The 24447-nt window shown below is 67.9% G+C and carries 23 protein-coding genes, 1 tRNA gene and 1 pseudogene; 8 read left to right on the top strand and 17 right to left on the bottom strand.

The features are described from left to right. From nuoE to rpsO, 11 genes and pseudogenes are all read right to left on the bottom strand, one after another. A complete protein-coding gene (gene nuoE, locus ASE76_RS00625) occupies positions 1–537 on the bottom strand; it encodes an NADH-quinone oxidoreductase subunit NuoE (RefSeq protein ID WP_055833191.1) in 537 nt (178 codons plus the stop codon). Next, positions 534–1787 carry an NADH-quinone oxidoreductase subunit D gene (locus ASE76_RS00630; protein WP_055833195.1) on the bottom strand — a complete coding sequence of 418 codons (1254 nt, stop codon included), beginning with the start codon at positions 1785–1787 and terminating at the stop codon, positions 534–536. Before ASE76_RS00630 ends, nuoE begins: the two co-directional genes overlap by 4 nt. Positions 1788–1810: 23 nt before the next feature. After that, positions 1811–2431, bottom strand: a complete 621-nt coding sequence (locus tag ASE76_RS00635) for an NADH-quinone oxidoreductase subunit C (RefSeq protein WP_055833198.1) — start codon at positions 2429–2431, stop codon at positions 1811–1813. Positions 2432–2442: 11 nt separating this feature from the next. Beyond that, complete coding sequence (locus tag ASE76_RS00640; RefSeq protein ID WP_055833201.1) at positions 2443–2925, bottom strand: NADH-quinone oxidoreductase subunit B family protein; 483 nt, start codon at positions 2923–2925, stop codon at positions 2443–2445. A gap of 24 nt (positions 2926–2949) precedes the next feature. Continuing rightward, positions 2950–3309: an NADH-quinone oxidoreductase subunit A gene (locus ASE76_RS00645; protein ID WP_055833204.1), complete on the bottom strand. Its 360-nt coding sequence runs from the start codon at positions 3307–3309 to the stop codon at positions 2950–2952. Between the two features lie 58 nt (positions 3310–3367). Further along, positions 3368–3452: transfer RNA gene (locus ASE76_RS00650), tRNA-Leu, on the bottom strand. A 117-nt stretch (positions 3453–3569) separates the two neighbouring features. After that, positions 3570–3989 (bottom strand): preprotein translocase subunit SecG, encoded by a 420-nt coding sequence (gene secG, locus ASE76_RS00655; protein ID WP_055833207.1) that lies wholly within the window; start codon positions 3987–3989, stop codon positions 3570–3572. 34 nt (positions 3990–4023) lie between these two features. After that, positions 4024–4773, bottom strand: coding sequence for a triose-phosphate isomerase (gene tpiA, locus ASE76_RS00660; protein ID WP_055833209.1), 750 nt, complete (start codon positions 4771–4773; stop codon positions 4024–4026). 14 nt (positions 4774–4787) lie between these two features. Next, complete coding sequence (locus tag ASE76_RS00665) at positions 4788–5774, bottom strand: NAD(P)H-quinone oxidoreductase (RefSeq protein WP_055833211.1); 987 nt, start codon at positions 5772–5774, stop codon at positions 4788–4790. Positions 5775–5989: 215 nt separating this feature from the next. Continuing rightward, positions 5990–8090, bottom strand: a pseudogene (gene pnp, locus ASE76_RS00670) (polyribonucleotide nucleotidyltransferase); the annotation flags it as partial. A 206-nt stretch (positions 8091–8296) separates the two neighbouring features. After that, positions 8297–8563, bottom strand: coding sequence for a 30S ribosomal protein S15 (gene rpsO / locus ASE76_RS00675; RefSeq protein WP_055833217.1), 267 nt, complete (start codon positions 8561–8563; stop codon positions 8297–8299). Between the two features lie 122 nt (positions 8564–8685). On the opposite strand from rpsO, the gene ASE76_RS00680 reads away from it, so the two are divergent. Beyond that, a complete protein-coding gene (locus ASE76_RS00680; RefSeq protein ID WP_236698297.1) occupies positions 8686–9000 on the top strand; it encodes a hypothetical protein in 315 nt (104 codons plus the stop codon). A gap of 6 nt (positions 9001–9006) precedes the next feature. Here the strand turns inward: ASE76_RS00680 and ASE76_RS00685 are convergent, their stop codons facing one another. Continuing rightward, positions 9007–10314, bottom strand: coding sequence for a branched-chain amino acid ABC transporter substrate-binding protein (locus tag ASE76_RS00685; protein ID WP_082447820.1), 1308 nt, complete (start codon positions 10312–10314; stop codon positions 9007–9009). A gap of 94 nt (positions 10315–10408) precedes the next feature. Between ASE76_RS00685 and ASE76_RS00690 the strand changes: the two genes are divergently transcribed. Next, on the top strand, positions 10409–10801 hold the full coding sequence (locus ASE76_RS00690) for an Hsp20/alpha crystallin family protein (RefSeq protein ID WP_055833222.1): 393 nt from the start codon (positions 10409–10411) through the stop codon (positions 10799–10801). A gap of 248 nt (positions 10802–11049) precedes the next feature. Here the strand turns inward: ASE76_RS00690 and tsaD are convergent, their stop codons facing one another. Then, positions 11050–12087 (bottom strand): tRNA (adenosine(37)-N6)-threonylcarbamoyltransferase complex transferase subunit TsaD, encoded by a 1038-nt coding sequence (gene tsaD / locus ASE76_RS00695; RefSeq protein WP_055833223.1) that lies wholly within the window; start codon positions 12085–12087, stop codon positions 11050–11052. A 106-nt stretch (positions 12088–12193) separates the two neighbouring features. Between tsaD and ASE76_RS00700 the strand changes: the two genes are divergently transcribed. From ASE76_RS00700 to ASE76_RS00720, 5 genes are all read left to right on the top strand, one after another. Beyond that, on the top strand, positions 12194–13456 hold the full coding sequence (locus ASE76_RS00700; RefSeq protein WP_055833225.1) for a nitrate regulatory protein: 1263 nt from the start codon (positions 12194–12196) through the stop codon (positions 13454–13456). A gap of 316 nt (positions 13457–13772) precedes the next feature. Then, the gene (locus ASE76_RS00705) at positions 13773–15053 is read left to right on the top strand and encodes a CmpA/NrtA family ABC transporter substrate-binding protein (protein WP_055833230.1); all 1281 of its coding nucleotides are present in this window, start codon (positions 13773–13775) and stop codon (positions 15051–15053) included. Between the two features lie 19 nt (positions 15054–15072). After that, entirely contained in the window at positions 15073–16020 is a 948-nt protein-coding gene (ntrB, locus tag ASE76_RS00710) for a nitrate ABC transporter permease (RefSeq protein WP_082447821.1), read from the top strand. After that, positions 16017–16835, top strand: coding sequence for an ABC transporter ATP-binding protein (locus ASE76_RS00715; protein ID WP_055833233.1), 819 nt, complete (start codon positions 16017–16019; stop codon positions 16833–16835). Before ntrB ends, ASE76_RS00715 begins: the two co-directional genes overlap by 4 nt. Before the next feature lie 218 nt (positions 16836–17053). After that, positions 17054–18268, top strand: coding sequence for a nitrate/nitrite transporter (locus tag ASE76_RS00720; protein WP_055833236.1), 1215 nt, complete (start codon positions 17054–17056; stop codon positions 18266–18268). 63 nt (positions 18269–18331) lie between these two features. Here the strand turns inward: ASE76_RS00720 and bla are convergent, their stop codons facing one another. Then, positions 18332–19228, bottom strand: coding sequence for a class A beta-lactamase (gene bla, locus ASE76_RS00725; RefSeq protein ID WP_055833240.1), 897 nt, complete (start codon positions 19226–19228; stop codon positions 18332–18334). 331 nt (positions 19229–19559) lie between these two features. Between bla and ASE76_RS00730 the strand changes: the two genes are divergently transcribed. After that, positions 19560–21746: a TonB-dependent siderophore receptor gene (locus ASE76_RS00730; protein WP_055833244.1), complete on the top strand. Its 2187-nt coding sequence runs from the start codon at positions 19560–19562 to the stop codon at positions 21744–21746. 93 nt (positions 21747–21839) lie between these two features. On the opposite strand, the gene ASE76_RS00735 is transcribed toward ASE76_RS00730, so the two are convergent. The 3 genes from ASE76_RS00735 to ASE76_RS00745 form a co-directional block, all read right to left on the bottom strand. Then, positions 21840–23573 (bottom strand): bifunctional protein-serine/threonine kinase/phosphatase, encoded by a 1734-nt coding sequence (locus ASE76_RS00735; protein ID WP_055833248.1) that lies wholly within the window; start codon positions 23571–23573, stop codon positions 21840–21842. A 174-nt stretch (positions 23574–23747) separates the two neighbouring features. Beyond that, positions 23748–24068 carry a hypothetical protein gene (locus ASE76_RS00740; RefSeq protein WP_055833251.1) on the bottom strand — a complete coding sequence of 107 codons (321 nt, stop codon included), beginning with the start codon at positions 24066–24068 and terminating at the stop codon, positions 23748–23750. Next, a complete protein-coding gene (locus ASE76_RS00745) occupies positions 24068–24346 on the bottom strand; it encodes a hypothetical protein (protein ID WP_055833255.1) in 279 nt (92 codons plus the stop codon). Before ASE76_RS00745 ends, ASE76_RS00740 begins: the two co-directional genes overlap by 1 nt. Positions 24347–24447 lie beyond the last annotated feature (101 nt).

Raw genomic sequence — 24447 nt, forward strand, 5'->3', positions numbered from 1 at the left:
TCAGGCTCCTTGCTTCGACGGCTGCTCGGCACCGCGCAGGCCGTCGATCAACTGGTCGAGCTTCTCGTCGCTCATGAAGCTGCACATGGTGCGGTCGTTGACCAGCATCACCGGCGAATCGGCGCAGGCGCCCAGGCATTCGCTCTGCTGCAGCGTGAAGAGGCCGTCCGAGGTGGTCTCGCCCATGGCGATGCCCAGCTTCTTCTCCAGATAGTGCAAGGCCTTCTGGCCATCGCGCAGCTGGCAGGGAAGGTTGGTGCAGACGTTGAGCTTGAACCGGCCCGTCGGCTGCTGGTTGTACATGTTGTAGAACGTCGTGACTTCGTGCACGGCGATCTGCGGCATGCCGAGCAGGTCGGCGATGACGACCTCGCTCTCCAGGGTGACCCAGCCCTGCTCCTGCTGTGCGATGGCCAGGCACGCCATGACGGCCGACTGCTTCTGCTCGGCCGGGTACTTGGCGATCTCGCGCGCGAAGCGCGCGTGGGCTTCGGCCGACAGCGGCATGGCGGCGGCGTGGGTGGTGTCCGAACTCATCGGTCGATCTCCCCGAAAACGATGTCCAGCGTCCCGATGACGGCGACCGCATCGGCAATCATGTGGCCCCGGGCCATCTCGTCCATGGCGGCCAGGTGCGGGAAGCCCGGCGCACGGATCTTCAGGCGGTACGGCTTGTTGGCGCCGTCGCTGATCAGGTAGATGCCGAACTCGCCCTTCGGGTGCTCCACCGCGGCATAGGCTTCGCCTTCGGGCACGTGGAAACCTTCGCTGAAGAGCTTGAAGTGGTGGATCAGCTCTTCCATGTTGGCCTTCATGGATTCGCGGTCAGGTGCGGCAACCTTGTGGTTGTCGGTGATCACCGGGCCCGGGTTCACCCGCAGCCAGTCGACGCACTGCTTGATGATCTTGTTCGACTGGCGCATCTCTTCCATGCGCACCAGGTAGCGGTCGTAGCAGTCGCCCGTCTTGCCGACCGGGATGTCGAAATCCATCTTGTCGTAGACGTCGTAGGGCTGCTTCTTGCGCAGGTCCCACGCCACGCCGGAACCGCGCAACATCGGGCCGGTCAGGCCGAGGTTGAGCGCACGGTCCGCATCCATCACGCCGATGCCGACGGTCCGCTGCTTCCAGATGCGGTTGTCGGTGAGCAGCGTGTGGTACTCGTCCATGTGGCCGTCGAACCGCTGGGTGAAATCGTCGATGAAGTCGAGCACCGAGCCCTGCCGGTTCTCGTTCATCCGGGCCAGGGCGCGGGCGTTCTTCAGCTTGCTGACGGTGTACTGCGGCATCGCGTCCGGCAGGTCGCGGTAGACGCCACCGGGACGGAAATACGCTGCGTGCATGCGCGCGCCCGACACGGCTTCGTACACGTCGAACAGGTCTTCCCGCTCGCGGAACGCGTAGATCAGGATGGTGGAGCTGCCGCAATCGTTTCCGTGCGAACCGAGCCACATCAGGTGGTTCAGCAGGCGGGTGATTTCGGAGAACATCACGCGGATGTACTGCGCACGGATCGGCACTTCCAGGCCGAGCAGCTTCTCGATGGCCAGGCAGTAGGCGTGCTCGTTGCACATCATCGAGACGTAGTCCAGACGGTCCATGTAGGGCAGCGACTGGATGAAGGTCTTGTGCTCGGCCAGCTTTTCGGTCGCGCGGTGCAGCAGGCCGATATGGGGGTCGGCACGCTGGACGACTTCGCCGTCGAGCTCGAGCACCAGGCGCAGCACGCCGTGCGCTGCAGGATGCTGCGGCCCGAAGTTCAGGGTGTAGTTCTTGATTTCAGCCATGAAATTACCGTCGCCGCGGCTGCTCAGTGCAGGCCGCCGTAATTGTCTTCGCGGATGATGCGCGGCGTGACCACGCGCGGCTCGATCGAGACCGGCTGGTAGACCACGCGCTTCATGTCGGCGTCGTACTTCATCTCGACGTGGCCCGACAGCGGGAAATCCTTGCGGAACGGATGGCCGATGAAACCGTAGTCGGTCAGGATGCGGCGCAGATCCTCATGGCCTTCGAACACGATGCCGAACAGGTCGAACGCTTCGCGCTCGAACCAGTTGGCACTGCTCCAGAGCGGCGTCACCGAGGCCACCATCGGCATGTCGTCGTCGGCGCAGAACACCTTGACCCGCACGCGCTGGTTGAGGCTCACCGACAGAAGGTGGGTGACGGCCGCGAAGCGCGCGCCTTCCCACAGGCCATCACGGTATTCCGAATAGTCGACGCCGCAGAGGTCGATCAGCTGCTCGAAGCGGCAGCCCGGCGCATCGCGCAGGATCTGCATGGCCGCCAGGTAGTTCTCGGGCGATACGATCACCGTCACTTCGCCCAGGCGCACGACGAAACGCGTCGCCTTGTCGCCCAACGCGGCCGCCAGGACTTCCTGCAGCGACTCGGGCGAAATCGCCAGCGCCGGGTTGGCGTCGGTCATGGAATGTGCGCTCATACGCGGGCAATCGTGTTGGTGCGACGCACCTTTTGCTGCAACTGGATGATCCCGTAGATCAGGGCTTCCGCCGTGGGCGGGCAACCGGGCACATAGACGTCGACCGGCACGATGCGGTCACAGCCGCGCACGACCGAATAGCTGTAGTGGTAATAGCCACCGCCATTTGCGCAGGTGCCCATCGACAGCACCCAGCGCGGCTCGGCCATCTGGTCGTACACCTTGCGCAGGGCCGGCGCCATCTTGTTGCAGAGCGTGCCGGCCACGATCATAAGATCGGACTGGCGCGGGCTGGCACGGAACACTTCGGCGCCGAACCGGCCGATGTCGTAGCGCGCCGCGGCCGCGTGCATCATCTCGACCGCGCAGCAGGCCAGGCCGAACGTCATCGGCCACAGCGAGCCGGTCTTGGCCCAGTTCACCACCGAGTCGTACGACGTGGTGATGAAACCTTCCTTGAAAACACCTTCGATAGCCATCGTGAACTCCTTGTGGTGGCCGGATCACTCCCAATCCAGCGCGCCCTTTTTCCATTCGTAGGCGAAACCGACCACCAGGATGCCGAGGAAGATCACGGCGGCCCAGAACCCGGTCGCGCCGATGTCCTTGAGCGCCACGGCCCAGGGAAACAGGAAAGCGATCTCGAGATCGAACAGGATGAAGAGAATGGCGACGAGGTAGTAGCGCACGTCGAACTGCATGCGCGCGTCCTCGAACGCTTCGAAGCCGCACTCGTAGGGTGAGTTCTTGGCCTCGTCCGGCCGGTTGGGGCCGAGGATGTATCCGAGCACCTGCGGCAGGATGCCGACGCTGATGCCGACCAAAATGAACAAGAGGACAGGCAGGTACTGATCGAGGTTCATTTTGGGGATTTGCTGGCCGCTTGCACCTACCTGGACGCGGGTCCAGGCAGGTTGTGTATGGTGCCGTCGGCGAGACTCGAACTCGCACAGCTTTCGCCACTACCCCCTCAAGATAGCGTGTCTACCAATTTCACCACGACGGCTATTTCGCGATGTTCGGATGGCATGAGGACCTTGCGGTTGTTGGCTTTCCGAACAGTCTACGATTCTACTCTGTAATCACCCGTTTTTCGCCGGGTCACAGAGTTTTCACTCTTGACTCAGGGCTTGGGCGTAGCCGGCGCCGACGGTGCAGGCACCGAGTTGTCTGTCGCACCCGATGCGGCCGGCTTGGCGGGCGTGTTGCCGGGAATCTGCCCGGCCGGGCTGGTGTCGGCCGGTGGCACCACGGCGGGCGACGCGACGCCCGCGCGGTCGAGCACGCTGCCCGAATCCGCCGGACGCAGGTTGCCGAAGTAGGCCAGGGCCAGCGTGCAGACGAAGAAGACCGCCGCCAGCACCGCGGTGGTCCGCGACAGGAAGTTGGCGCTGCCGCTCGCGCCGAACAGGCTGCCCGAGCCGCCGCTGCCGAAGGCGGCGCCCATGTCGGCACCCTTGCCGTGCTGGATGAGGATCAGGCCGATCATGCCGAGGGCCGACAGGATCTGCACGGCGAGGACGAGGTTGAGGACGATGTTCATAGAGAAACTCCAAATACGGGATGCGGGCCGCAGTTCAGTGCGCGGCGTGGACGATCTTCAGGAAATCCGGGGCCTTGAGCGACGCGCCGCCGATCAGGCCACCGTCGATATCGGCTTGCGACAGCAGTTCGGCCGCGTTGGCGGCGTTCATGCTGCCGCCGTACAGGATATTGATTCCGGCCGCATCGGCGGACGCGCTGCGCAACTGGCTGCGCAGCGCCGCATGCACGGCCTGCGCCTGCTCGGGCGAAGCGGTCTTGCCGGTGCCGATGGCCCAGACCGGTTCGTACGCCAGCACCATGCAGGCCGCGCGATCGCCCAGTGCGTCGAGCGCGGCAGCCAGTTGGCGCGCCACGACCTCGACCGTCCGGTCCGCTTCGCGCTCGGCCAGCGTCTCGCCGACGCAAACGATAGGGACGATGCCCGCATCCAGCGCGGCGACCGCCTTGGCGGCGACGACCGCATCGGTCTCGCCATGGTATTGCCGGCGCTCCGAATGCCCGACGATGGCGAAACGGACGCCGAAATCGCGCAGCATGCCGGCCGAGACTTCGCCGGTATAGGCGCCCTGCGCGTGGGCCGCCACGTCCTGGGAGCCGAGGGCGACCGGCGTTCCGGCGACCAGACCGGCCACCTGGGCCAGGTACGGCGCGGGCACGCAGACCGCCACGTCGCAGGCCGGCGAACCCAGGCCGGCGGTCAGGTCGGCCAGGAGACGGGCATTGGCCTCCAGGCCGCCGTTCATCTTCCAGTTGCCGACGATGAGCTTCTTCTTTTCGTTCATGGTGTGTTCGGGGCTCACCAGGTGAGCACGATCTTGCCGACGTGCGCGCCGGACTCCATCAGGGTGTGGGCCTCGGCGGCGCGGGCGCCTTCGAAGGTGGCGTGGATCACAGGCTTCACCTGGCCGGATGCCAGCAGCGGCCAGACCCGCTCGCGCAGTTCGCGGGCGACTTCGGACTTGAAGGCGATCGGGCGGGGCCGGAGCGTCGAGCCGGTGACCGTCAGCCGGCGGCGCAGCAGCAGGCCGGCGTTGAACTCGGCCTTGGTGCCGCCCTGCACCGCGATCACCACGATCCGGCCGTCCTCGGCCAGGCATTCGATCTCGCGGGCCACGTAGCTGCCGGCCACCATGTCGAGCACCACGTCGACGCCCTTGCCGTCGGTCAGGCGCTTGGCCTCGGCCGCGAAGTCCTGGGTCTTGTAGTTGATCGCATGGTCGGCGCCCAGCTTGAGGCAGGCGGTGCACTTGGCATCGTCGCCGGCGGTGACGATCACCGTCGCGCCCATCGCCTTGGCCAGCAGGATCGCGGTCACGCCGATGCCGCTGGTGCCGCCCTGCACCAGCAGGGTCTCGCCCTTCTGCAGGCGGCCGCGCATGAAGACGTTGCTCCACACGGTGAAGAAGGTTTCGGGCAAGGCCGCGGCCTCGACGTCACTCAGCCCATCGGGCACCGGCAGGCACTGCGCGACCGGCGCGACCGCATGGTCGGCATAGCCGCCACCGGCGAGCAGTGCGCAGACGCGGTCGCCCACTTTCAGGCCGGCCTCGGCCATCGCGGCGGCGTCGCCGCTCTCGACGACGCCTGCCACTTCCAGGCCGGGGATGTCCGACGCGCCGGGCGGCACCGGGTAGTTGCCGGTCCGCTGCAGCACGTCCGGGCGGTTGATACCGCTGGCGGCGACCCGGATCAGCAGTTCGCCGGCGCCGGCCGTGGGCAGCGGGCGTTCGGCCAGCTGCAGCACGTCGGGCGCGCCAAAGGATGTGATCTCGACAACACGCATCGGAAAACTCTCGCAAAGAAAATTCGGAGCCATTTCGTGCGCAAGCCGGCGCTGGACGCCGGCTGTGCGCTACGAATTCAGGAGCAAAAGCCGATCAGGCGATCAGCCTTGCGAACCTGGGTTGGCGTTGCCCTGCTGCTGCTGCTGCTGCTGCTGCTGCTGCTGCTGCTGCTGCTGCTGTTGCGATGCGTCGCCGAAGGCACCGCCGTAGCCGCCGGAGGCCGGACGCTCCTGCAGCGCCTTCATCGACAGCTTCACGCGGCCCTTTTCGTCCGTCTCGAGGACCTTGACCTTGACGATCTGGCCTTCGGTGAGGAAGTCGGTGACCTTCTCGACCCGCTGGTGGGCGATCTGGCTGATGTGCAGCAGGCCGTCCTTGCCGGGCAGCAGGTTGATCAGTGCGCCGAAGTCGAGGATCTTGACGACCGGGCCTTCGTAGACCTTGCCGATTTCCACTTCCGCGGTGATCTGCTCGATGCGGCGCTTGGCTTCGTCGGCCTTGGCGGTGTCGGTCGAGGCGATGGTGATGGTGCCGTCTTCGTCGATGCTGATCTGCGTGCCGGTTTCCTCGGTCAGCGCACGGATCACCGAGCCGCCCTTGCCGATCACGTCGCGGATCTTCTCCGGATTGATCTTCATGGTGAAGAGCTTGGGCGCGAAATCGGACACGACCGTCTTGGCTTCGCCCATGGCTTTCTGCATCTCGCTCAGGATGTGCAGACGCGCTTCCTTGGCCTGCGCCAGGGCGACCTGCATGATTTCCTTGGTGATGCCCTGGATCTTGATGTCCATCTGCAGCGCGGTGATGCCGGTGGCCGAGCCCGCGACCTTGAAGTCCATGTCGCCCAGATGGTCCTCGTCGCCCAGGATGTCGGTCAGCACGGCGAAGCGGCTGGCGTCCTTGATCAGGCCCATGGCGATGCCGGCCACGTGCGTCTTGATCGGCACGCCGGCGTCCATCATCGACAGGCAACCGCCGCAGACCGAGGCCATCGACGAGGAGCCGTTCGACTCGGTGATTTCCGACACGACGCGGATCGTGTACGGGAATTCTTCCTTGTTCGGCAGCACCGCGATCAGCGCGCGCTTGGCCAGGCGGCCGTGGCCGACTTCGCGGCGCTTGGTCGAGCCCATGCGGCCCACTTCGCCGGTGGCGAAGGGAGGCATGTTGTAGTGGAACAGGAAGCGGTCTTCGTATTCGCCGGCCAGTGCGTCGATGCGCTGCGCGTCGCGCTCGGTACCCAGCGTGGTGATGACCAGCGCCTGGGTTTCGCCGCGAGTGAACAGGGCCGAGCCGTGGGTGCGGGGCAGCACCGAGTTACGGATCTCGATCGGGCGGACGGTGCGGGTGTCGCGGCCGTCGATGCGCGGCTCGCCGGCCAGGATCTGGCTGCGGACGATCTTGGCTTCGATGTCGAACAGCAGGCCTTCGACCTTGACGCTGTCGACGGACGAACCGTCGGCCTTGAGGCCTTCGATGACGGAGGCGGTGGCTTCGCGCAGGGCCTGGGTGCGGGCCTGTTTGTTGCGCAACTGGTAGGCGGCGCGCAGCTTCTCTTCGGCCAGGGCGGCGACCTTGGCGATCAGCGGCTCGTCCTTGGCCGGCGGCTGCCAGTCCCAGACCGGCTTGCCGGCATCGCGCACCAGCTCGTGGATCGCGTTGATCGCGATGTTGCCCTGCTCGTGGCCGAAGACGACGGCGCCGAGCATGATTTCTTCGGACAGCTGCTGCGCTTCCGATTCGACCATCAGCACGGCGGCTTCGGTGCCGGCGACGATCAGGTCGAGCTGCGAGTTCTTGCGGGCGGTCTGGCCCGGGTTCAGAACGTATTCGTTGTTGACGTAACCCACGCGGGCCGCGCCGATCGGGCCGGCGAACGGGATGCCCGAGATGGCGAGCGCCGCGCTCACCGCGATCATGGCGGCGATGTCGGCATCGACTTCGGGGTTCAGCGACACGGTGTGGATCACCACGTGCACGTCGTTGAAGAAACCTTCGGGGAACAGGGGGCGGATCGGGCGGTCGATCAGGCGGCTGGTCAGGGTTTCGAGTTCGCTCGGCTTGGCTTCGCGCTTGAAGAAGCTGCCGGGGATCTTGCCGGCGGCGTACGTCTTCTCGATGTAGTCGACGGTCAGGGGGAAGAAGTCCTGGCCGCTCTTGGCGGTCTTGGACGCGGCCACGGTGGCCAGCACGACGGTGTCGTCGATGTCCACCAGCACGGCGCCGGAGGCCTGGCGTGCGATTTCGCCGGTTTCCATGCGGACGGTGTGCTCGCCCCATTGGAAGGTCTTGGTGACTTTGTTGAAAATGCTCATGCGTATTCCTTTTTGCTCTTCAATCGATAGCAGCTCACGGAGGACCTGCACGGGCCGGAGTGCAATTCAGAACACGATGCCATTCCAGCGAGCCTCGGAGCCAAGGCCCGTTGGAATGACACAGCTTCGCTCTGTGTTGCGGACTCCGGAAGTAAAAAACGCCTGAGCTAGCGCGCTAACCCAGGCGTTTTTTCAATGGTGTGCGCTTACTTGCGCAGACCCAGCTTGGCGATCAGCGCGGTGTAGCGGTCTGCGTCCTTGGCCTTCAGGTAGTCGAGCAGCTTGCGGCGGCGGCTCACCATGCGCAGGAGACCGCGGCGGCCGTGGTGGTCCTTGGCGTGGGTCTTGAAGTGGGGGGTGAGTTCGTTGATGCGGGCCGTCAGGATGGCGACTTGCACTTCGGGACTGCCAGTGTCGTTGGCGGCGCGGGCGTTGTCTTTGACGACTTCGGCCTTGATGGAGGATGCGATCATGTCGATTTCCGGTAGATGTTTGACTTGCGAGGTGCGCTGGAACTGCGCGCCACGTGCGCCTTGCCGAATGCAAAGCCCGTCGATTATAACGTGAGCGGCTTCCCGGCCCCTCCCCACCCTCTTTGCCCCTGCCCACGACGATGTACGCCACCGCCCTACGCCGCGCTTCGGTCCCCGCCCTGCCCTTCGCATCCACGCTGGTTGCCACGGCCCTGCTGCTCGGCAGCCTGCTGGCCGCCGCGCCGGCCCACGCCGCCCGCGGGCAGGGTGCGCAGGCCGATGCGCCGCAGCCCCATCGCACCACCCGCCACCGGGTGGCGCGTCCGCGCCAGATGCAGGGCGGCTCCGGCGAAACGGCGGCCGAGCGCGACCGGCGCCTGAACCGCGAGTGCCGCGGTCTGCCGAACGCCGGCGCCTGCCTGGGCTACGGCCGCTGACGCACCTCAGCCGGGACGCTGCATCCTGCAGGTGGTCGGCAGCTCGGCCTGGGCCGGCGTCAGCGCCTTGATCACCCGGAAGCCGTAGCCCGAGCCTTCGACGTCGAACCTGACGCCCGGCGCGCCCTGCCGGTCCATCACCCCGACCACCAGGCCCTGCTGGAACTGGTGGTCGGCCGCCCGCATGTGGCCGCGCTGGCCCTGCAGTTCGACATCGGCCGTCTCCAGCTGGCGGGCCACCGCCAGCGGCTCGGCGGTGCCGGCCCGGCCGATCGACTGGGCGAGCGACTCGACCATCAACTGCATCCGCATGTGGACGTAGTCGTCGGCCGGCTTGGGGTAGCGCTGGCGGAAGGCGGTGTAGAACGCCTCGCTCTGCGCGCCGGGCACGTTGGGCAGCCAGTCGGCCACCGCGATCACCCTGCCGACGCCGGCATCGCCCAGGGCCGCGGGCGCACCCAGCGCATTGCCGTAAAAGGTGTAGAAGGTGCCGTCGAAGCCGCTCTCGCGGGCCGACTTGACCAGCAGCGTCAGGTCGTTGCCCCAGTTGCCGGTGATCACCGCCTGGGCGCCGCTGGCGCGAATCTTGGCGGCATAGGGCGCGAAATCCTTCACCCGGCCCATCGGGTGGAGTTCCTCGCCGACGATTTCCACATCGGGCCGGGTGGCGACCAGCTGGCGCCGCGCTTCGCGCAGCACGCCCTGGCCGAAGCTGTAGTCCTGGCCGATCAGGTAGACGCGGCGCAGCGCACGGTCGTCCCGGAGCACCTGCATCAGCGCGGCCATCCGCATGTCGGCATGGGCATCGAAGCGGAAATGCCAGAAGCTGCATTTCTCGTTGGTCAGCGCGGGATCGACCGCCGAGTAGTTCAGGAACAGCATGCGGCGCGCCGGATCGCGTTGGTTGTGCTTCTCCAGCGCGTCCACCAGCGCGGCGGCGGTGGCCGACGAGTTGCCCTGCACCACGAAGCCCGCGCCGTCGTCGATCGCGGCGCGCAGGGCCGACAGCGTCTCCTCGTTCTGGCCCTTGCTGTCGTAGCGCTGCAGTTGCAGCGGCCGTGCACCGCCGGGCAGCGCCACGCCGCCGCGGGCGTTGACCCGGTCGATCGCCCAGACCAGGTTGCGGAAGACCGCCTCGCCGGTGTTGGCGAACGGCCCCGACAGGCTCTCGACCATCGCGATCTTGATCGGGCGGCCGGCGGCCGCGGCCGGCGCGGATGCCTCGGGCGCTTGACCCGCAGCGCAAAAAACCGAGGCACATAACGCTGCGGCGCCTGTTTTCAAGGCACCGGACAGCATATTTTCGAGGCGCATGTTTCTCTCTTGAAATGCCCCGGCGGGTGCGCAGATTCGCTGCATGCGGCGCTCATCCGTCCGAGGGCCGCGCAGTGTAACCAAGGAGCTTTCCATGTTCTTCGCACCCGTGATCCGCCGCGCTTCCTACACCACCGGCCCCCGCGCCGTCGACCGCAGCTTCGAGCGCTTCGTCAACGAGGCGCTGCTGGCGCCACGCACCCAGGCCCGCAACCCCGCCACGCTGGTCGGCCAGGACGATGCCGCTTGGGACCTGCAGATCGACGTGCCCGGCCTGGCCCGCGAACATCTGAGCATCGGCCTGGAGGGCGCCGTGCTGCGCATCGACAGCGTCGAAGGCGCACCCCGCGCCTTCAAGGCGGCCTACGAGCTGCCCCAGGAGATCGACGCGACCGCCAGCAGCGCCAAGCTCGAGCACGGCGTGCTGAGCCTGCACCTGGCCAAGAAGCAGCCGGTCAGCAACGTCGCCACGCTGGCCATCGACTGAGAAGGTGCGAGAGAACCTACTGCGCAGCCCGATTGCGCGTCTGCGGTCCTCACCGTACCGAAGTACGGCTCCGGTCCTCAACGCACACTCGGGCTTGCTCGCTACGGTTCTTTCACACCTTCCGACACGCCACGCGGCGCATGCTGTGCAGCAACGCAAAAGCCACCACTGCTTTGACCGGCCCTGGTGGCTTTTTCTCGGACCGGGACAGCATCCGATGCGAGCCAAACCCTAGCCGTTGTGCCCTCTCAAACGGCGTCGATCTGGTCCAGCGGCCAGCGCGGCCTGACGTCGAAGCTGTAGCCGCGGTTGGCATCCGCGGCGCCTGCCTGCAGCCGCATCGCGGCGGCCATCGCGATCATCGCGCCGTTGTCGGTGCACAGATGCAGTTCGGGGTAGTGCACCCGGATGCCGCGGGCCGCGCACCGTTGGTTCAGCTCGGCCCGCAGCCGGGCGTTGGCTCCCACGCCGCCGGCGACCACCACCCGGTCCAGGCCGGACTGCTGCAGCGCCGTCATCGTCTTGCGTACCAGCACGTCGACGATGGCCGCCTGGGTCGATGCGGCCAGGTCGGCCTTGCGTGCCTCCAGGTCGTCGCCCAGCCGCTTGGCCTGGACCAGCACCGCGGTCTTGAGGCCGGCGAAGGAGAAATCGAGGTCGCCGCTGTGCAGCAGGGGACGCGGCAGCTTGAAGGCCTCAGGATCGCCCTGGGCCGCGAGCCGCGACAGAGCGGGGCCGCCGGGGTAGCCCAGGCCCATAAGCTTGGCGCTCTTGTCGAACGCCTCGCCGGCGGCGTCGTCGATGGTTTCGCCCAGCATTTCGTAGCGGCCGATGCCGTCGACCCGCATCAGCTGCGTGTGACCGCCCGACACCAGCAGCGCCACGAAGGGAAACGCGGGCGGGTCGGCGCTCAGGAAGGGCGACAGCAGGTGGCCCTCCAGGTGGTGCACGCCCAGCACCGGCCGGTCGAGCGCGGCGCCCAGCGCGCAGGCCACCCCCGCACCCACCAGCAGAGCGCCGGCCAGGCCCGGGCCGCGGGTGTAGGCCACCACGTCGACCGCCGCCAGGGTGCTGCCGGCCTCGGCCAGCACCGCTTCGGTGAGCGGCAGCACGCGGCGGATGTGGTCGCGGCTGGCCAGCTCGGGCACCACGCCGCCGTAGGCCTGGTGCATCTCGATCTGGCTGTGCAGCGCGTGCGCCCGCAGCCGCGGCAGCGCGGCGCCGTCGGATTCCACCAGGGCCACGCCCGTCTCGTCGCAAGAAGATTCAATACCCAGTACCAGCATCCCTGGAGTGTAGGCGGCCGGCCCCGACCGCTCGGGCATGATGGCGCACCCACGACGCAGCGGCCGGCCCCCTGCCCCGCCGCGCAATCCAGGCACACGTTCCTCCATGACATCAGGCCTTAGTTTCTTGATCGCCGCCCGCCAATGCGAGATCCGCGAGCTGGAGCAGCTGATGCTGACCAGCGAGCTGGTGCAGCGCACCGGCCAGTTCACCCATGCGCTGCAGCGGGAGCGCGGCATGAGCAACCTGGTGCTCAGCTCGGGCGGCAGGCGCTGGACGGCCGAGCGGGCGCAGCAGATCGCCGAATGCCGCCGGCTCGAGGCCGAGGCCCGCGCCGCTTTCGACCGGCTCGACATCGACGGCGGGCGCATCGGCAACGGCGCCCGGCTCTTCAGCCGCATCGCCTACGTGCTGCACGGGCTGGAATCGCTGCCCGCGCTGCGACAGCGGATCGACACGCTCGACGGCATCACCGCATCCGAGGCCACGCAGGCCTTCACCCGGCTGGTCTCGGGCCTGCTGGCGGTGGTGTTCGAGGCGGCCGACAGCGCGAGCGATCCGCAGGTCTCGCGCCTGCTGGTGGCGATGTTCAATTTCATGCAGGGCAAGGAGTTCGCCGGCCAGGAGCGCGCCACCGGCGCCGCTGCCTTCGCCAGCGGCCGCTCCGATGCCCGGCGCCAGCAGCAGTGGCTGCACCTGATCGATTCGCAGGAGCGCTGCTTCCAGGTCTTCACCGATTTCGCCGAGGCCGGCCCGCTGGCGCTCTGGCAGGCCTGCAACGCCGGCCGGCCGCTGGCCGACCTGGAACGGCTGCGGCGCATCGGCTGCACCGCGCCCGAGGACGGCCTGCTCGATCCCGAGGCCAGCCAGGGCTGGTTCGACAGCTGCAGCGCCCGCATCGACGCGATGCAGGCGGTCGAGGCGCGGCTGGCGACCGACCTGCTGGCCCGCTGCCAGAGCAAGATCGCCCAGGCGCGGCAGGACCTGCAGTCGCAGCAGTCGCTGCTGGCGGCCCTGGCCGGCCCGGCGCCGGCCCCGGGCGGCTTCGCCGTGCCGCCGGCCGACGGCTTCGCGGTGGCGCCGCAGTCGTACGGCCCGCACCTGGAACGCTCGGTGCTGGAGATGGTGCAGGAGCAATCCAAGCGCCTGCAGGCGATGAACGACGAGCTGACCACCGTGCGCGCCTCGCTCAACGAGCGCAAGCTGGTCGAGCGCGCCAAGGGCCTGCTGATGGCGCACCGCCAGCTGAGCGAGGAAGAAGCCCACAAGATGCTGCGCCAGACGGCGATGAGCCAGAACCGCCGCCTGGTCGACGTGGCCGAGGCGGTGCTGGCGATGGCCGACCTGCTGCCCGGTGGTGCGCGCTGACCGGCGTACGCACCGCCACCCTCCGCTAATGGTGCGCCGCACCACCGCACGGCGTTGAGCGGCGCCTGCGGGCCACCATGCAGCGCTCCGCGCACCGCCGCGGCCCGCTTTCCCGGCCGATCCCACCTCCACGGACTGGCACGACTCCTGCTTTGTCGTACCCGTAACCCGGCCAACGGCGGTCGGGTCACAAGGTCACCCAGACACCCGGACAACGGCGTCCATCTCCCACCGGCGGCGCCAGCCTGCGGTCGAGAGATGGGCGCCGTTTTCATTTTCCGGGTCGGTTTCCCCGACACACTCAGGAGTTGAAAAGATGGCAACGCAGTCCCCAGGTTCCGCCCCCGCAACCGCCACGGCCCCCGTCAGCGCAGGCCGCCGCGATTTCCTCGGCAAGGCCGGCGCCGTGGGCACCGGCGCGATCTTCTCCACCCTGGGCCACAGCGGCGTCTGGGCCGCCGGCTCCGACGCACCGGAGAAGGCCGAGGTCAAGATCGGCTTCATCCCGCTGACCGACTGCGCCAGCGTGGTGATGGCGTCGGTGCTGGGCATCGACAAGAAATACGGCGTGAAGATCGTCCCCAGCAAGGAGGCCAGCTGGCCCGGCGTGCGCGACAAACTGGTCAACGGCGAACTCGACTTCGCCCACGTGCTCTACGGCCTCGTCTACGGCGTGCACCTGGGTATCGGCGGCGCCAAGAAGGACATGGCGGTGCTGATGAACCTGAACCACAACGGCCAGGCGATCACGCTCTCGAAGAAGTTGGCCGACAAGGGCGCGATCGACGGCCCCTCGCTCGCCAAGCTCATGGCCTCCGAGAAGCGCGAATACACCTTCGCCCAGACCTTCCCCACCGGCACCCACGCGATGTGGCTGTACTACTGGATGGCGGCCTACGGCATCAACCCGCTCAAGGACAGCAAGGTCATCACCGTGCCGCCGCCGCAGATGGTGGCCAACATGCGCATCGGCAACATGGACGGCTTCTGCGTCGGCGAGCCCTGGAACCACCGCGCGATCATGGACGGCATCGGCATCACCGGGGTCACCACCCAGGACATCTGGCAGGACCACCCCGAGAAGGTGCTGGGCACCACCGGCGAATACGCCAAGAAGTACCCCAACACCTGCCGCGCGGTGACCGCCGCCATCCTGGAGGCCGGCAAGTGGATCGACGCGGGCCTGCAGAACAAGATGAAGATGGCCGAGACCATCGCCGACAAGTCCTACGTCAACACCAGCGTCGACGCGATCAACCAGCGCATCCTGGGCCGCTACCAGAACGGCCTGGGCAAGACCTGGGACGACCCGAACTACATGAAGTTCTACGCCGACGGCAACGTCAACTTCCCGTACCTGTCGGACGGCATGTGGTTCCTGACCCAGCACAAGCGCTGGGGCCTGCTGAAGGACCACCCCGACTACCTGGCCGTGGCGCAGCAGATCAACCAAATCGGCATCTACAAGGACGCCGCCGCGGCCAGCAAGACGCCGGTGCCGAAGGACACGCTGCGCACCAGCAAGCTGATCGACGGCACCGTCTGGGACGGCAGGAACCCGAAGCAGTACGCCGATTCGTTCAAGGTCCACGCCTAAGCCCACCGGGAGCACCACCATGGTCAGCGCCGTCTTCCACTCGCCCCTCGCCGTCCCGCCCACCGACCCGCCGGCCCCCGGCCGGCCCCACCCTCCCGTCACTATGAATACCATAGCAGCAAGTCCAAGCGAATCGCCGGCTGCAGGGCTCAAGGGCGCCCAAAAGCCGGCCCGCATACCGCGCGACTGGCGGGGCTTCTGGCTGCGGATATTGCCGCCGGCAGTCGGCATCGCATTGCTGGGCGTGGTGTGGCAGCTGGTCTCGGCCGTCACCGCCGGCAGCATCCCGACGCCGGCCGACACGCTGCAGCAGGCGATCGTCGTCTTCAGCGATCCGTTCTACAGCAAGGGGCCGAACGACCAGGGCGTGGGCTGGAACGTGCTGGCCTCGCTGCAGCGGGTGGCGCTGGGCTTCGGCCTGGCGGCGGTGGTGGGCATTCCGGTGGGCTTCGCGGTCGGCCGGTTCAGCTTCCTCTCGCGGATGTGCAATCCGCTGATCAGCCTGCTGCGGCCGGTCTCGCCGCTCGCCTGGCTGCCGATCGGCCTGCTGGTCTTCAAGGGCGCCAATCCGGCGGCCATCTGGACCATCTTCATCTGCTCGATCTGGCCGATGATCATCAACACCGCCGTCGGCGTGCAGCGGGTGCCGCAGGACTACATGAACGTGGCCCGGGTGCTCAACCTGAGCGAGTGGAAGATCCTCACCAAGATCCTGTTCCCCGCCGTGCTGCCCTACATGCTGACCGGCGTGCGCCTGGCCGTCGGTACCGCCTGGCTGGTGATCGTCGCGGCCGAGATGCTGACCGGCGGCGTCGGCATCGGCTTCTGGGTGTGGGACGAATGGAACAACCTCAACGTCAAGAACATCATCATCGCGATCTTCGTGATCGGCATCGTGGGCCTGCTGCTCGAATATGCGCTGATCAAGCTGGCGACCGCGTTCACGTTCGAAGAGGTGAAGTCATGAGCAATCCGTCGCTGTCCACCAAGTTCATCGAAGTCCAGAACGTCGCCCAGACCTTCAAGACCGCCAAGGGCGCGTTCCCGGCCCTGCGCGACATCAACCTGACCGTCGCCAAGGGCGAGTTCGTGGCGCTGATCGGCCATTCGGGTTGCGGCAAGTCCACGCTGCTGAACCTGATCGCGGGCCTCACCACGCCCACGCAGGGCACCCTGCTCTGCGCCAACAAGGAGATCACCGGCCCCGGCCCCGAGCGGGCGGTGGTGTTCCAGAACCATTCGCTGCTGCCGTGGCTGACCTGCTACGAGAACATCTTCCTGGGCGTGGAGCGCGTCTTCTCGGCCACCGAATCGAAAGCCCAGCTGCGCGACCGCACCAACGCCGCGCTGGCTCTCGTCGGCCTGGTGCCGGCGGCGCAGAAACGGCCGGGCGAGATCTCCGGCGGCATGAAGCAGCGCGTGGGCATCGCCCGGGCCCTGGCGATGGAGCCGCAGGTGCTGCTGATGGACGAACCCTTCGGCGCACTTGATGCGTTGACCCGCGCCAAGCTGCAGGACGAGCTGCTCGCCATCGTCGCCAAGACCAGGAGCACCGTGGTGATGGTGACCCACGACGTGGACGAGGCGGTGTTGCTGTCCGACAAGATCGTGATGATGACCAACGGCCCGGCCGCCACCATCGGGGAGTTGCTGGCGGTCGACATTCCGCGGCCCCGCGACCGGGTGGCGCTGGCCGAGGACCCGCAGTACGCGCACTGCCGCAAGGCGGTGATCGACTTCCTCTACACCCGCCAGGCACACGTGGAGAAGACCGCCGCCTGAGCGTGCGGCGCGGGTCGCACGGCGCACGACACCGTGCGACCCGTGGCATGGAACCTGCATGAATTTGACGCGGCCCGACACGGCCGCACGGAAATGGCGCAACGAAGCGGCATTTCCAAACAGACAAAGGCGTCTCTGCAGCCTGCGCACTTCGGTGGCGCAGGCTGCACGGACGCCTTTTTGCGTTGATGCACCGACTACGACCACGAGACGCCGCCATGCTGAACTTCCGGGCATTCCTGAATGCGGGCCACGCCCCCACGCTTTGGGCCTCCTTCCTGTACTTCGCGTTTTCCTGCGGCATCTGGGTGATCAACGGCGCGATGGCGCCCTTCATCAGCGAGGCCTTCCAGCTGAGCCCGGCGCAAAAGGGCGTGATGCTGTCGATCCCGATCTTCGCGGGCGCGCTGATGCGCTTCCCGCTGGGGCTGCTGGCGCAGTACATCGGCCGCAAGAACGCGACGCTGGTCGAGATGGTGGGCATCGCGATCGCGATGGCCTTCGGCTATTTCTACGTGAGCTCCTACAACGACCTGCTGGCCATGGGCGTGCTGCTGGGCATCGCGGGCGCCAGCTTCGGCGTGGCACTGTCGCTGGGCTCGGGCTCGTTTCCGCCACGCTACAAGGGCCTGGCGATGGGTCTGGTGGGGGCCGGCAACGTCGGCACTGCGGTGTCGGCCTTGCTGGCACCGGCGCTGGCCCAGGCCTACGGCTGGCAGACGGTGTACGGCTTCGCGGCCCTTGGCATCATCGTGCCGATGGTGGTGATGATTGTCTTCGCCCAGGAACCGCCCGACCTGGACAAGCATTCGAGCTTCCGCGACCACATCGCCTGCCTGTTCGAGAAGGACGGCTGGGCCTTCAGCCTGATCTATGCGGTGACCTTCGGCGGCTTCATCGGCCTGACCACCTTCCTGCCCAGCTACTTCTACGACCAGTTCGGCGTGAGCAAGACGCAGGCGGGCCAGCTGACGATGCTGGCGGCCTTCATGGGCGCGGCGCTGCGCATCTTCGGCGGCTGGCTGTCGGACCACTGGGGTGGGGTGAACACCCTGACCGCGGTGCTGGCGGTGGTCGCCGTGTCGCTGGTGCTGTGCGGCTTCGCGCAGCAGTCGCTGCCGGTCACGGTGCTGCTGTTCCTGGTGTGCTTCGCCGCGCTGGGGGCCGGCAACGGCGCGCTGTTCCAGCTGGTGCCGCTGCGCTGGCCGCTGACCACCGCGGTGGCCGGCTCGATGATCGGCGAGATCGGTGCGCTGGGCGGCGGGCTGGTGCCCAACGCGATGGGCCTGTCCAAGCAGTACGCCGGCACCTACCTGTGGGGTTTCGTGCTGTTCGCGGCCTGCGCGCTGGCGATGCTGGTGCTGCTGCGCTTCATGCAGATCCGCTGGACCCGCACCTGGGCCGAGCGCGGCGGCCGCGCACGCGTCGCCTGACCGGGCCGCGGCGCTGCGCCGCGGCAGCGCAACGATCCCGCCCGACCGACCCCGCTCGGCGCGCTACACCGCCAGGGCCCGCACCACGGCCCGGGCGGCGTCGGCCACCACGTCGTGCCGCAGCGGCGCATCCGGGGCCGGCGGCACCGCCCGCGTGAAGTACACCGCGATCACCAGCGGGCTGCCGGCAGGCGGCCAGGCCACCCCGATGTCGTTGACCGTGCCGTAATCGCCCGAGCCGGTCTTGTCGGCCACCGGCCAGCCGGCCGGCACGCCGGCGCGGATGCGGGCGCCGCCGGTCGTGTTGCCGCGCATCCACTCCGTCAGCCGTGCGCGATGCGCCGGTGCCAGGGCATCGCCCAGCAGCAGCCGCTGCAGGTTGCGCGCCATGCCGCCGGGCGTGCAGGTGTCGCGCGGATCGCCGGGTACCGCATCGTTGAGCGCCGTTTCCCAGCGGTCGAGGCGGAACTCCGTATCGCCCAGGCCGCGCGCATAGCGCGTCAACCCCTCCGGCCCGCCGATCTCGCGCAGCAGCAAATTGCCGGCGGTGTTATCGCTGTACTGCAGCGCCGCAGCGCAGAGCGCGGCGTAGGTCATGCCCTCCCCCACCTGCTTCGACGTCACCGGCGAATAGTTGACCAGATCGGCCGGCCCGTAGCGCACCACCCGGTCCATCAGGCCCGGCACCGCATCGCTGCGCGCCAATACCGCGGCGGCGGCGAGCGTCTTGAAGGTGCTGCAGGCGGGGAACCGCTCCTGCGCCCGGTGCTGGACGACCGGCCCTCCGTCGGTCCGGAAAGCGCAGACCCCCAGGCGGCCGTCGGCGGCAGTCTCGATGCGGGCGAACGCGGCACGCGCCTCGGCCAGCCGGTCGGGAGCGGGGCCGCCGGCGCAGGCGGTGAGCCAGGGTGCGGCGGCGGTGGTGAGGAGGAGGGAGCGGCGGTGGATGCTGGCTGGCATATCGGTAGGTGATGCCAGAACAGGGCTGGCGGTAAAAGTGAGCTCGGAGGCAGCTTAAACCGGGTGCAAGGCACCGCAGGAGCGGCGGCGCGGCATATGCAGAGCGATATGGGCGTTGTTTCGCCGAAACGTTCTTCTTCGACGACAAATCTTCACCCGGTTCAGCAAGCATTCACGATGTATCCGGGTATTTCGCCAGTTACGGTTTATTATGCGAATAGTTGTCATTGCGTTTCGCTTTTGGCCAGCTATGCATGTCGTGATGCGCCTCCTCGGCGCGGCGCACGGCTCTGCCGGACTCGGCCGGTTCCTCTCCTTTCTCATCTCACTCATGCACTCTCCCAGCGCTCTTTCGCCGGCCACGCGCTTCCGCTTCGCCCCCACCCTCCTCGTGCAATCGATCCGCCAATGCCTGGGCGTCGGCCTGGTGCTGGCGACCGCGGGCGTCGCCGCCCAGACGTCGACGGACGGATCGCGCCTCAAGGACGTCACCGTGTCGGACCAGGCCGAGGCCATCGGCGGACTGCAGAAGACCTACTCCGGCGGCCAGCTCGCCCGCGGCGGCGACCTAGGCATCCTGGGCCGCACCGATCTGATGAACGTGCCGTTCAGCACGACCAACTACACCTCGGAGCTGATCCAGAACCAGCAGGCGCTCACCACCGCCGACGTGGTCATGAACGACGCCTCGGTGCGCACGCTCCAGGCCCGAGGCGGCTTCGGCGACGACTTTCAGATTCGCGGCCTGACGGTCCAGAACACCGACCTGAGCCTGAACGGACTGTTCGGCTTGGCACCGTCGACGCGTGTCCCGCTCGAAATGGTCGAACGGGTGGAAGTGCTCAAGGGTCCCGGCTCGCTCACGAACGGTGTCGGACCCGGCGGCAGCGTCGGCGGCAGCATCAACGTGGTCACCAAGCGGGCCGGTGACGTTCCCCTGACCCGCCTGACCACCACCTACATGGGCAAGGCGCAGTTCGGAACGCATCTCGATCTAGGCCGTCGCTTCGGCGAGGACAACCAGTGGGGCGTCCGGTTCAACGGCTTGCTGCGCAATGGCGAGGGCAACATCGACGGCGGCCGCCAGCGTGCCGACGTCGCCGCGGTCGGCGTGGACTATGCCGGCAGCCGGCTGCGCTGGTCGTTCGACGCTTTCGCGACCGACGGCAAGACGGTCGGCTTCCGCCCGCAGACCGCGTTCCTGGCCGGCATCACCCAGATGCCGGCGGTGCCCAACCCGCGCGGCAGCTTCTACCCCGGCGCCGAACTCACCGACGGCCAAAAGACCGCGATGACCCGGCTGGAGTACGACCTGAACGACAGCACCACCGCCTGGGGCGCGATCGGCTACAGCGACAGCTGGGGCGACCAGCATTTCCCGACCGCGGCACGCCGGGTGGATGCGCTGGGCAACTTCACCGTCAACAACGGCTACTACGACGCCTACAACAGGACCTCGTCCGCCGACACGGGCATCCGCACCCGCTTCAACACCGGTGGCGTGAAGCACACGGTGGCCCTGGCGGCCAATTACCTGAACCAGGAAATCGGCTACTTCTACCAACTGACCAGCACGCCGGTCGCTTCGAACATCTACAACCCCGCACCTCTGCCTGCGATCAACTTCGCACGAGGCGAGCCGTCCAAGAGCAGCGAACTGAAGCACTACAGCGTCGCCCTCGCCGACACCATGGCCTTCGCCGACGACCGGGTGCTGCTCACCGTGGGCCTGCGCAACCAGACCATCGAGCAAACCGGCTACAACGTCCTGACCGGCGCGGTCAGCGGCACGCCGTACAAGGCGAGCGCGGTCACCCCGTTGGCGGGGTTGGTGTTCAAGGCGACGAAGGACATCTCGGTCTACACCAACTACACCTCCGGCCTGACGCGGGGCGGCATCGCCGGCGCCGGAACCGCCAATATCGGCGAAGTCTTCGCACCGCAGAAATCCAAGCAGCACGAAGTGGGCGTGAAAGTCGATTGGGGTCGCCTGATGACGCAGGCCGCGCTCTACGAGATCAAACGCCCCGCGTCGGTCACCGACCCGTTGACGCGCGTCTACAGCTTCGGTGGCGAACAACGCAACCGCGGCCTGGAACTGAGCGCCTACGGCGAAGTGCAACGCGGCCTGCGGGTGATGGCCAGCGCCGCCTTCAACGACGCGGTGCTGACCCGTACCGCGGGCGGCGTCAACCAGGGCAACGACGCGGCCGGCGTGCCCGACCACACCTACAACCTGGGCCTGGACTGGGACACACCGTGGGTGCAGGGCCTGAGCGTGAATGGCCGGGTGATCAGTACCGCGTCGACCTATGCGGACGCGACCAACCTGTTGCGCGCACCGTCGTGGACCCGGGTAGACCTGGGCGCCCGGTACGCGACCCGTGTGGCCGGCAAGCCGGTCACCCTGCGCGCCAGCCTGGAAAACGCCTCGAACAAAGCCTATTGGGTCATCAGCAACTACGTGACGGTCGGCGCGCCCCGCACGCTCATGCTGTCGGCCGCGATCGATTTCTGATCGGTTCGGCATCGAGGCCGGCCCACGCCGGCCTCTCTTCCGATGCACCGGTGCAACGCCGGTGCTTGCAGATGCCGCGGGCCGCCGTCCGCCCTAGCGCGGCAGGAACAGCACCCAGTACACCAGCAGCCCGTTCAGCAGCAGCGACACCGCCAGCCCGATCTTCCACAGCGCCGCCGGATCGCGCGCGACCAGCGGCGATGCGGGTGGCGCGGTGATCGGCCGGGAGGCGCCCCGCTCCAGCGCCAGCACCATCTCCTCGGCAGTTTCGAATCGCAGGCTGCCGTCGCGCGCGACCGCCTTCAGCACGACGTGGTCGAGCCAGATCGGCACTGCCGGGTTGCGGCGGCTGGGCGGCAGCGGGTCGCGCCAATAGCGGCCGCGCTGGTAGGGCACCACCTCGCCGTACGGCAGCGCGCCGGTCAGCAGCTGGTAGAGCGTCACGCCCAGGGCGAACAGGTCGCTCTGCGCGTCGGCGGGCCGTGGCGGATCGTCCCACTGCTCCGGGTTGATGTAGCTCGGGGTGCCGGCATGCAGGGCGCGGGTGGCGGCGGGCTCGCGGCCGCTGAGGGCCACGCCCAGGTCCAGCACCCGCATGCTGCCGTCTTCGCCCTGGTGCAGGTTGGCCGGCTTGATGTCGCGGTGGATCACGCCCTGCCGGTGCAGCTGGCCCAGGGTGCGCGCCACCGGCAGGGCGATGGCCACGGCCTGGGCCGGGCTGGGGCGCTGGCCGCGGTCGAGCATCTGCTGCAGCGTCTCGCCGCCGTGCCAGTCGTAGAGCAGGTAGAAGGCGGTGGCCGGACCGGTGGGCGCCGCGCCGTGCAGTCGCACCAGGTGGTCGGCGGCGCGGCCGCCCTGCATGCGGCGGGCCAGCCAGGCCTCGTGGGCCAGGGTGGCGCGCTCTTCGGCGTCGTGGGCGCGGGAGGGTTGCAGCGTCTTCAGCGCATAGAGCCGCCGGGTCTGGGCGTCGCGCACCTGGTAGAGCCGGGCCACGCCGCCGTCGGAAACCAGCGCGGTGACGGTCAGGCCGTCGAGCGTGTCGCCCACCTTCAGAGGCGGCGGCACCGGCAGCTCCGACGCGCGCAACTGGGCGTCGTGCAGCGTGGCGGTGGCGGCGCCGCGCACGCGCAGCACCAGGGCGGTCGCGTCGTCGCCGCTGCCGCGCTGGCGGGCCGCGTCGACCAGCGCCTGGCTGATCGACTGCGCATCGGCGCCTTCCAGCGGCGGCTGCGCCAGCACGGCGATGTCGCGCTCCGACAGGCTGCCGTGCACCCCGTCGGTCAGCAGCACGAACAGGTCGCCGGTCTGCGCCTCGCCCTGCCGGTAGTCGACCACCAACCGGTCGTCGGCACCGATGCTGCGGGTCAGCTGGTGGGCGAAATCCGGATGGGCCACCGTATGGTCGGTGGTCAGCAGTTCCAGCGCGCCGCCACGCAGCAGGTAGGCGCGGGTGTCGCCCACATGGGCGAGTGCGTACGACTGGCCGCGCAGCACCAGGGCGGTGAGCGTGGTCAGCCCCAGGGCCGGCGCGCGGCGCCGGTTGATGCCCGCCAGCCACGCGTTCTGCGCGGCGATGATCCGGTCGAGCGCCACCGTCGTGTCCCAGGTGGCGGGCGTGCCGAAATAGTCGCGCACCAGGCTGGTCACCGTGGTCTGCGCCGCCTCGCGCCCCATGCCGCCGGCACTCACGCCGTCGGCGATCGCCGCGATCGCACCGCGCTGGTCCTCGCCATCGTCGCCCGCCATCGCGGCGGCGAAGTCCTCGTTGGCACCGCCGCCACGGCCCGCGGCGAGCGAGGCGAAGCCGATGTCGAGATCGAAGCTCATGTCGATCGTTCGTGTCGCCGCAGGCGGAGAGCAGCAAGCCCTACGGGCATCGGCATGGCCTGACCGACACCCGGGCCAGCACGGTAACACGCGGGCATATCGCTCCTATCTTGATAGCTGACGGCCGGCGCATGGCGGCGGCTACAGACACTTTTTTATTCGAGGCCAGCACCCTCACTTGCGACCGTAGGTCGCGTCGTGGTCGGGCGCGATGGTCAAAAAGCGCATGAAATCGCCGTCCCGGTAGGCGGTGCAGCGGCGCGCCTGGGTGATGCGCAACGCGTAGATCGCATCGACGCCCGCCGGCGGCGCGACACTCGCGATCTTCTCCCACTTCAAGCCGTTGTCCCGGTACAGCTGGGCCCAGGTGAGTTGCCGTATTTTCTTGAGGGTGTCGAGGGCGGCATGGCGATCGGGCTTTTGCAGGTGAAGCAGGTTTTCCTGGAAGACGGGATTGTTCAGGTCCAACCTCACCAACGCGTCGCCGGCGGCCATCAGCGCTTGGCCCCCAATACGTCCAACACTGCGTCCGCCTGGGCGTCGGAGGCGGGATGGGCTGCCGCCCAGTCCAGTGCGCGGCGCAGGTCGGCCGCCGTCTCCTCCCGGTGAAGCCAGCGCTCGTTGTCGGGTACGACCGTCGCGGTGCGGATCAGCCAGACACCGGCCTCCCGCTCTTCGACCAGCACTTGGCGCCCGGCGAACTGCTTGCCAAGGGAAATTTGCCCGTTAGCTCCGACGACCTTCACGCTTGCCGTGGCTTGTGTGATCTGCATGATAAAACTTTTGTGCTGCACGAAAATCGTGCGTTGGTGCCATTGTAATTAAAGCAATCAGATAGTTCAATGTGGGCATAAGGACCGGCGGTGCGCCCGAT

Origin of the sequence: Xylophilus sp. Leaf220 (assembly GCF_001421705.1) — a bacterium.
GTDB lineage: Bacteria > Pseudomonadota > Gammaproteobacteria > Burkholderiales > Burkholderiaceae_C > Xylophilus.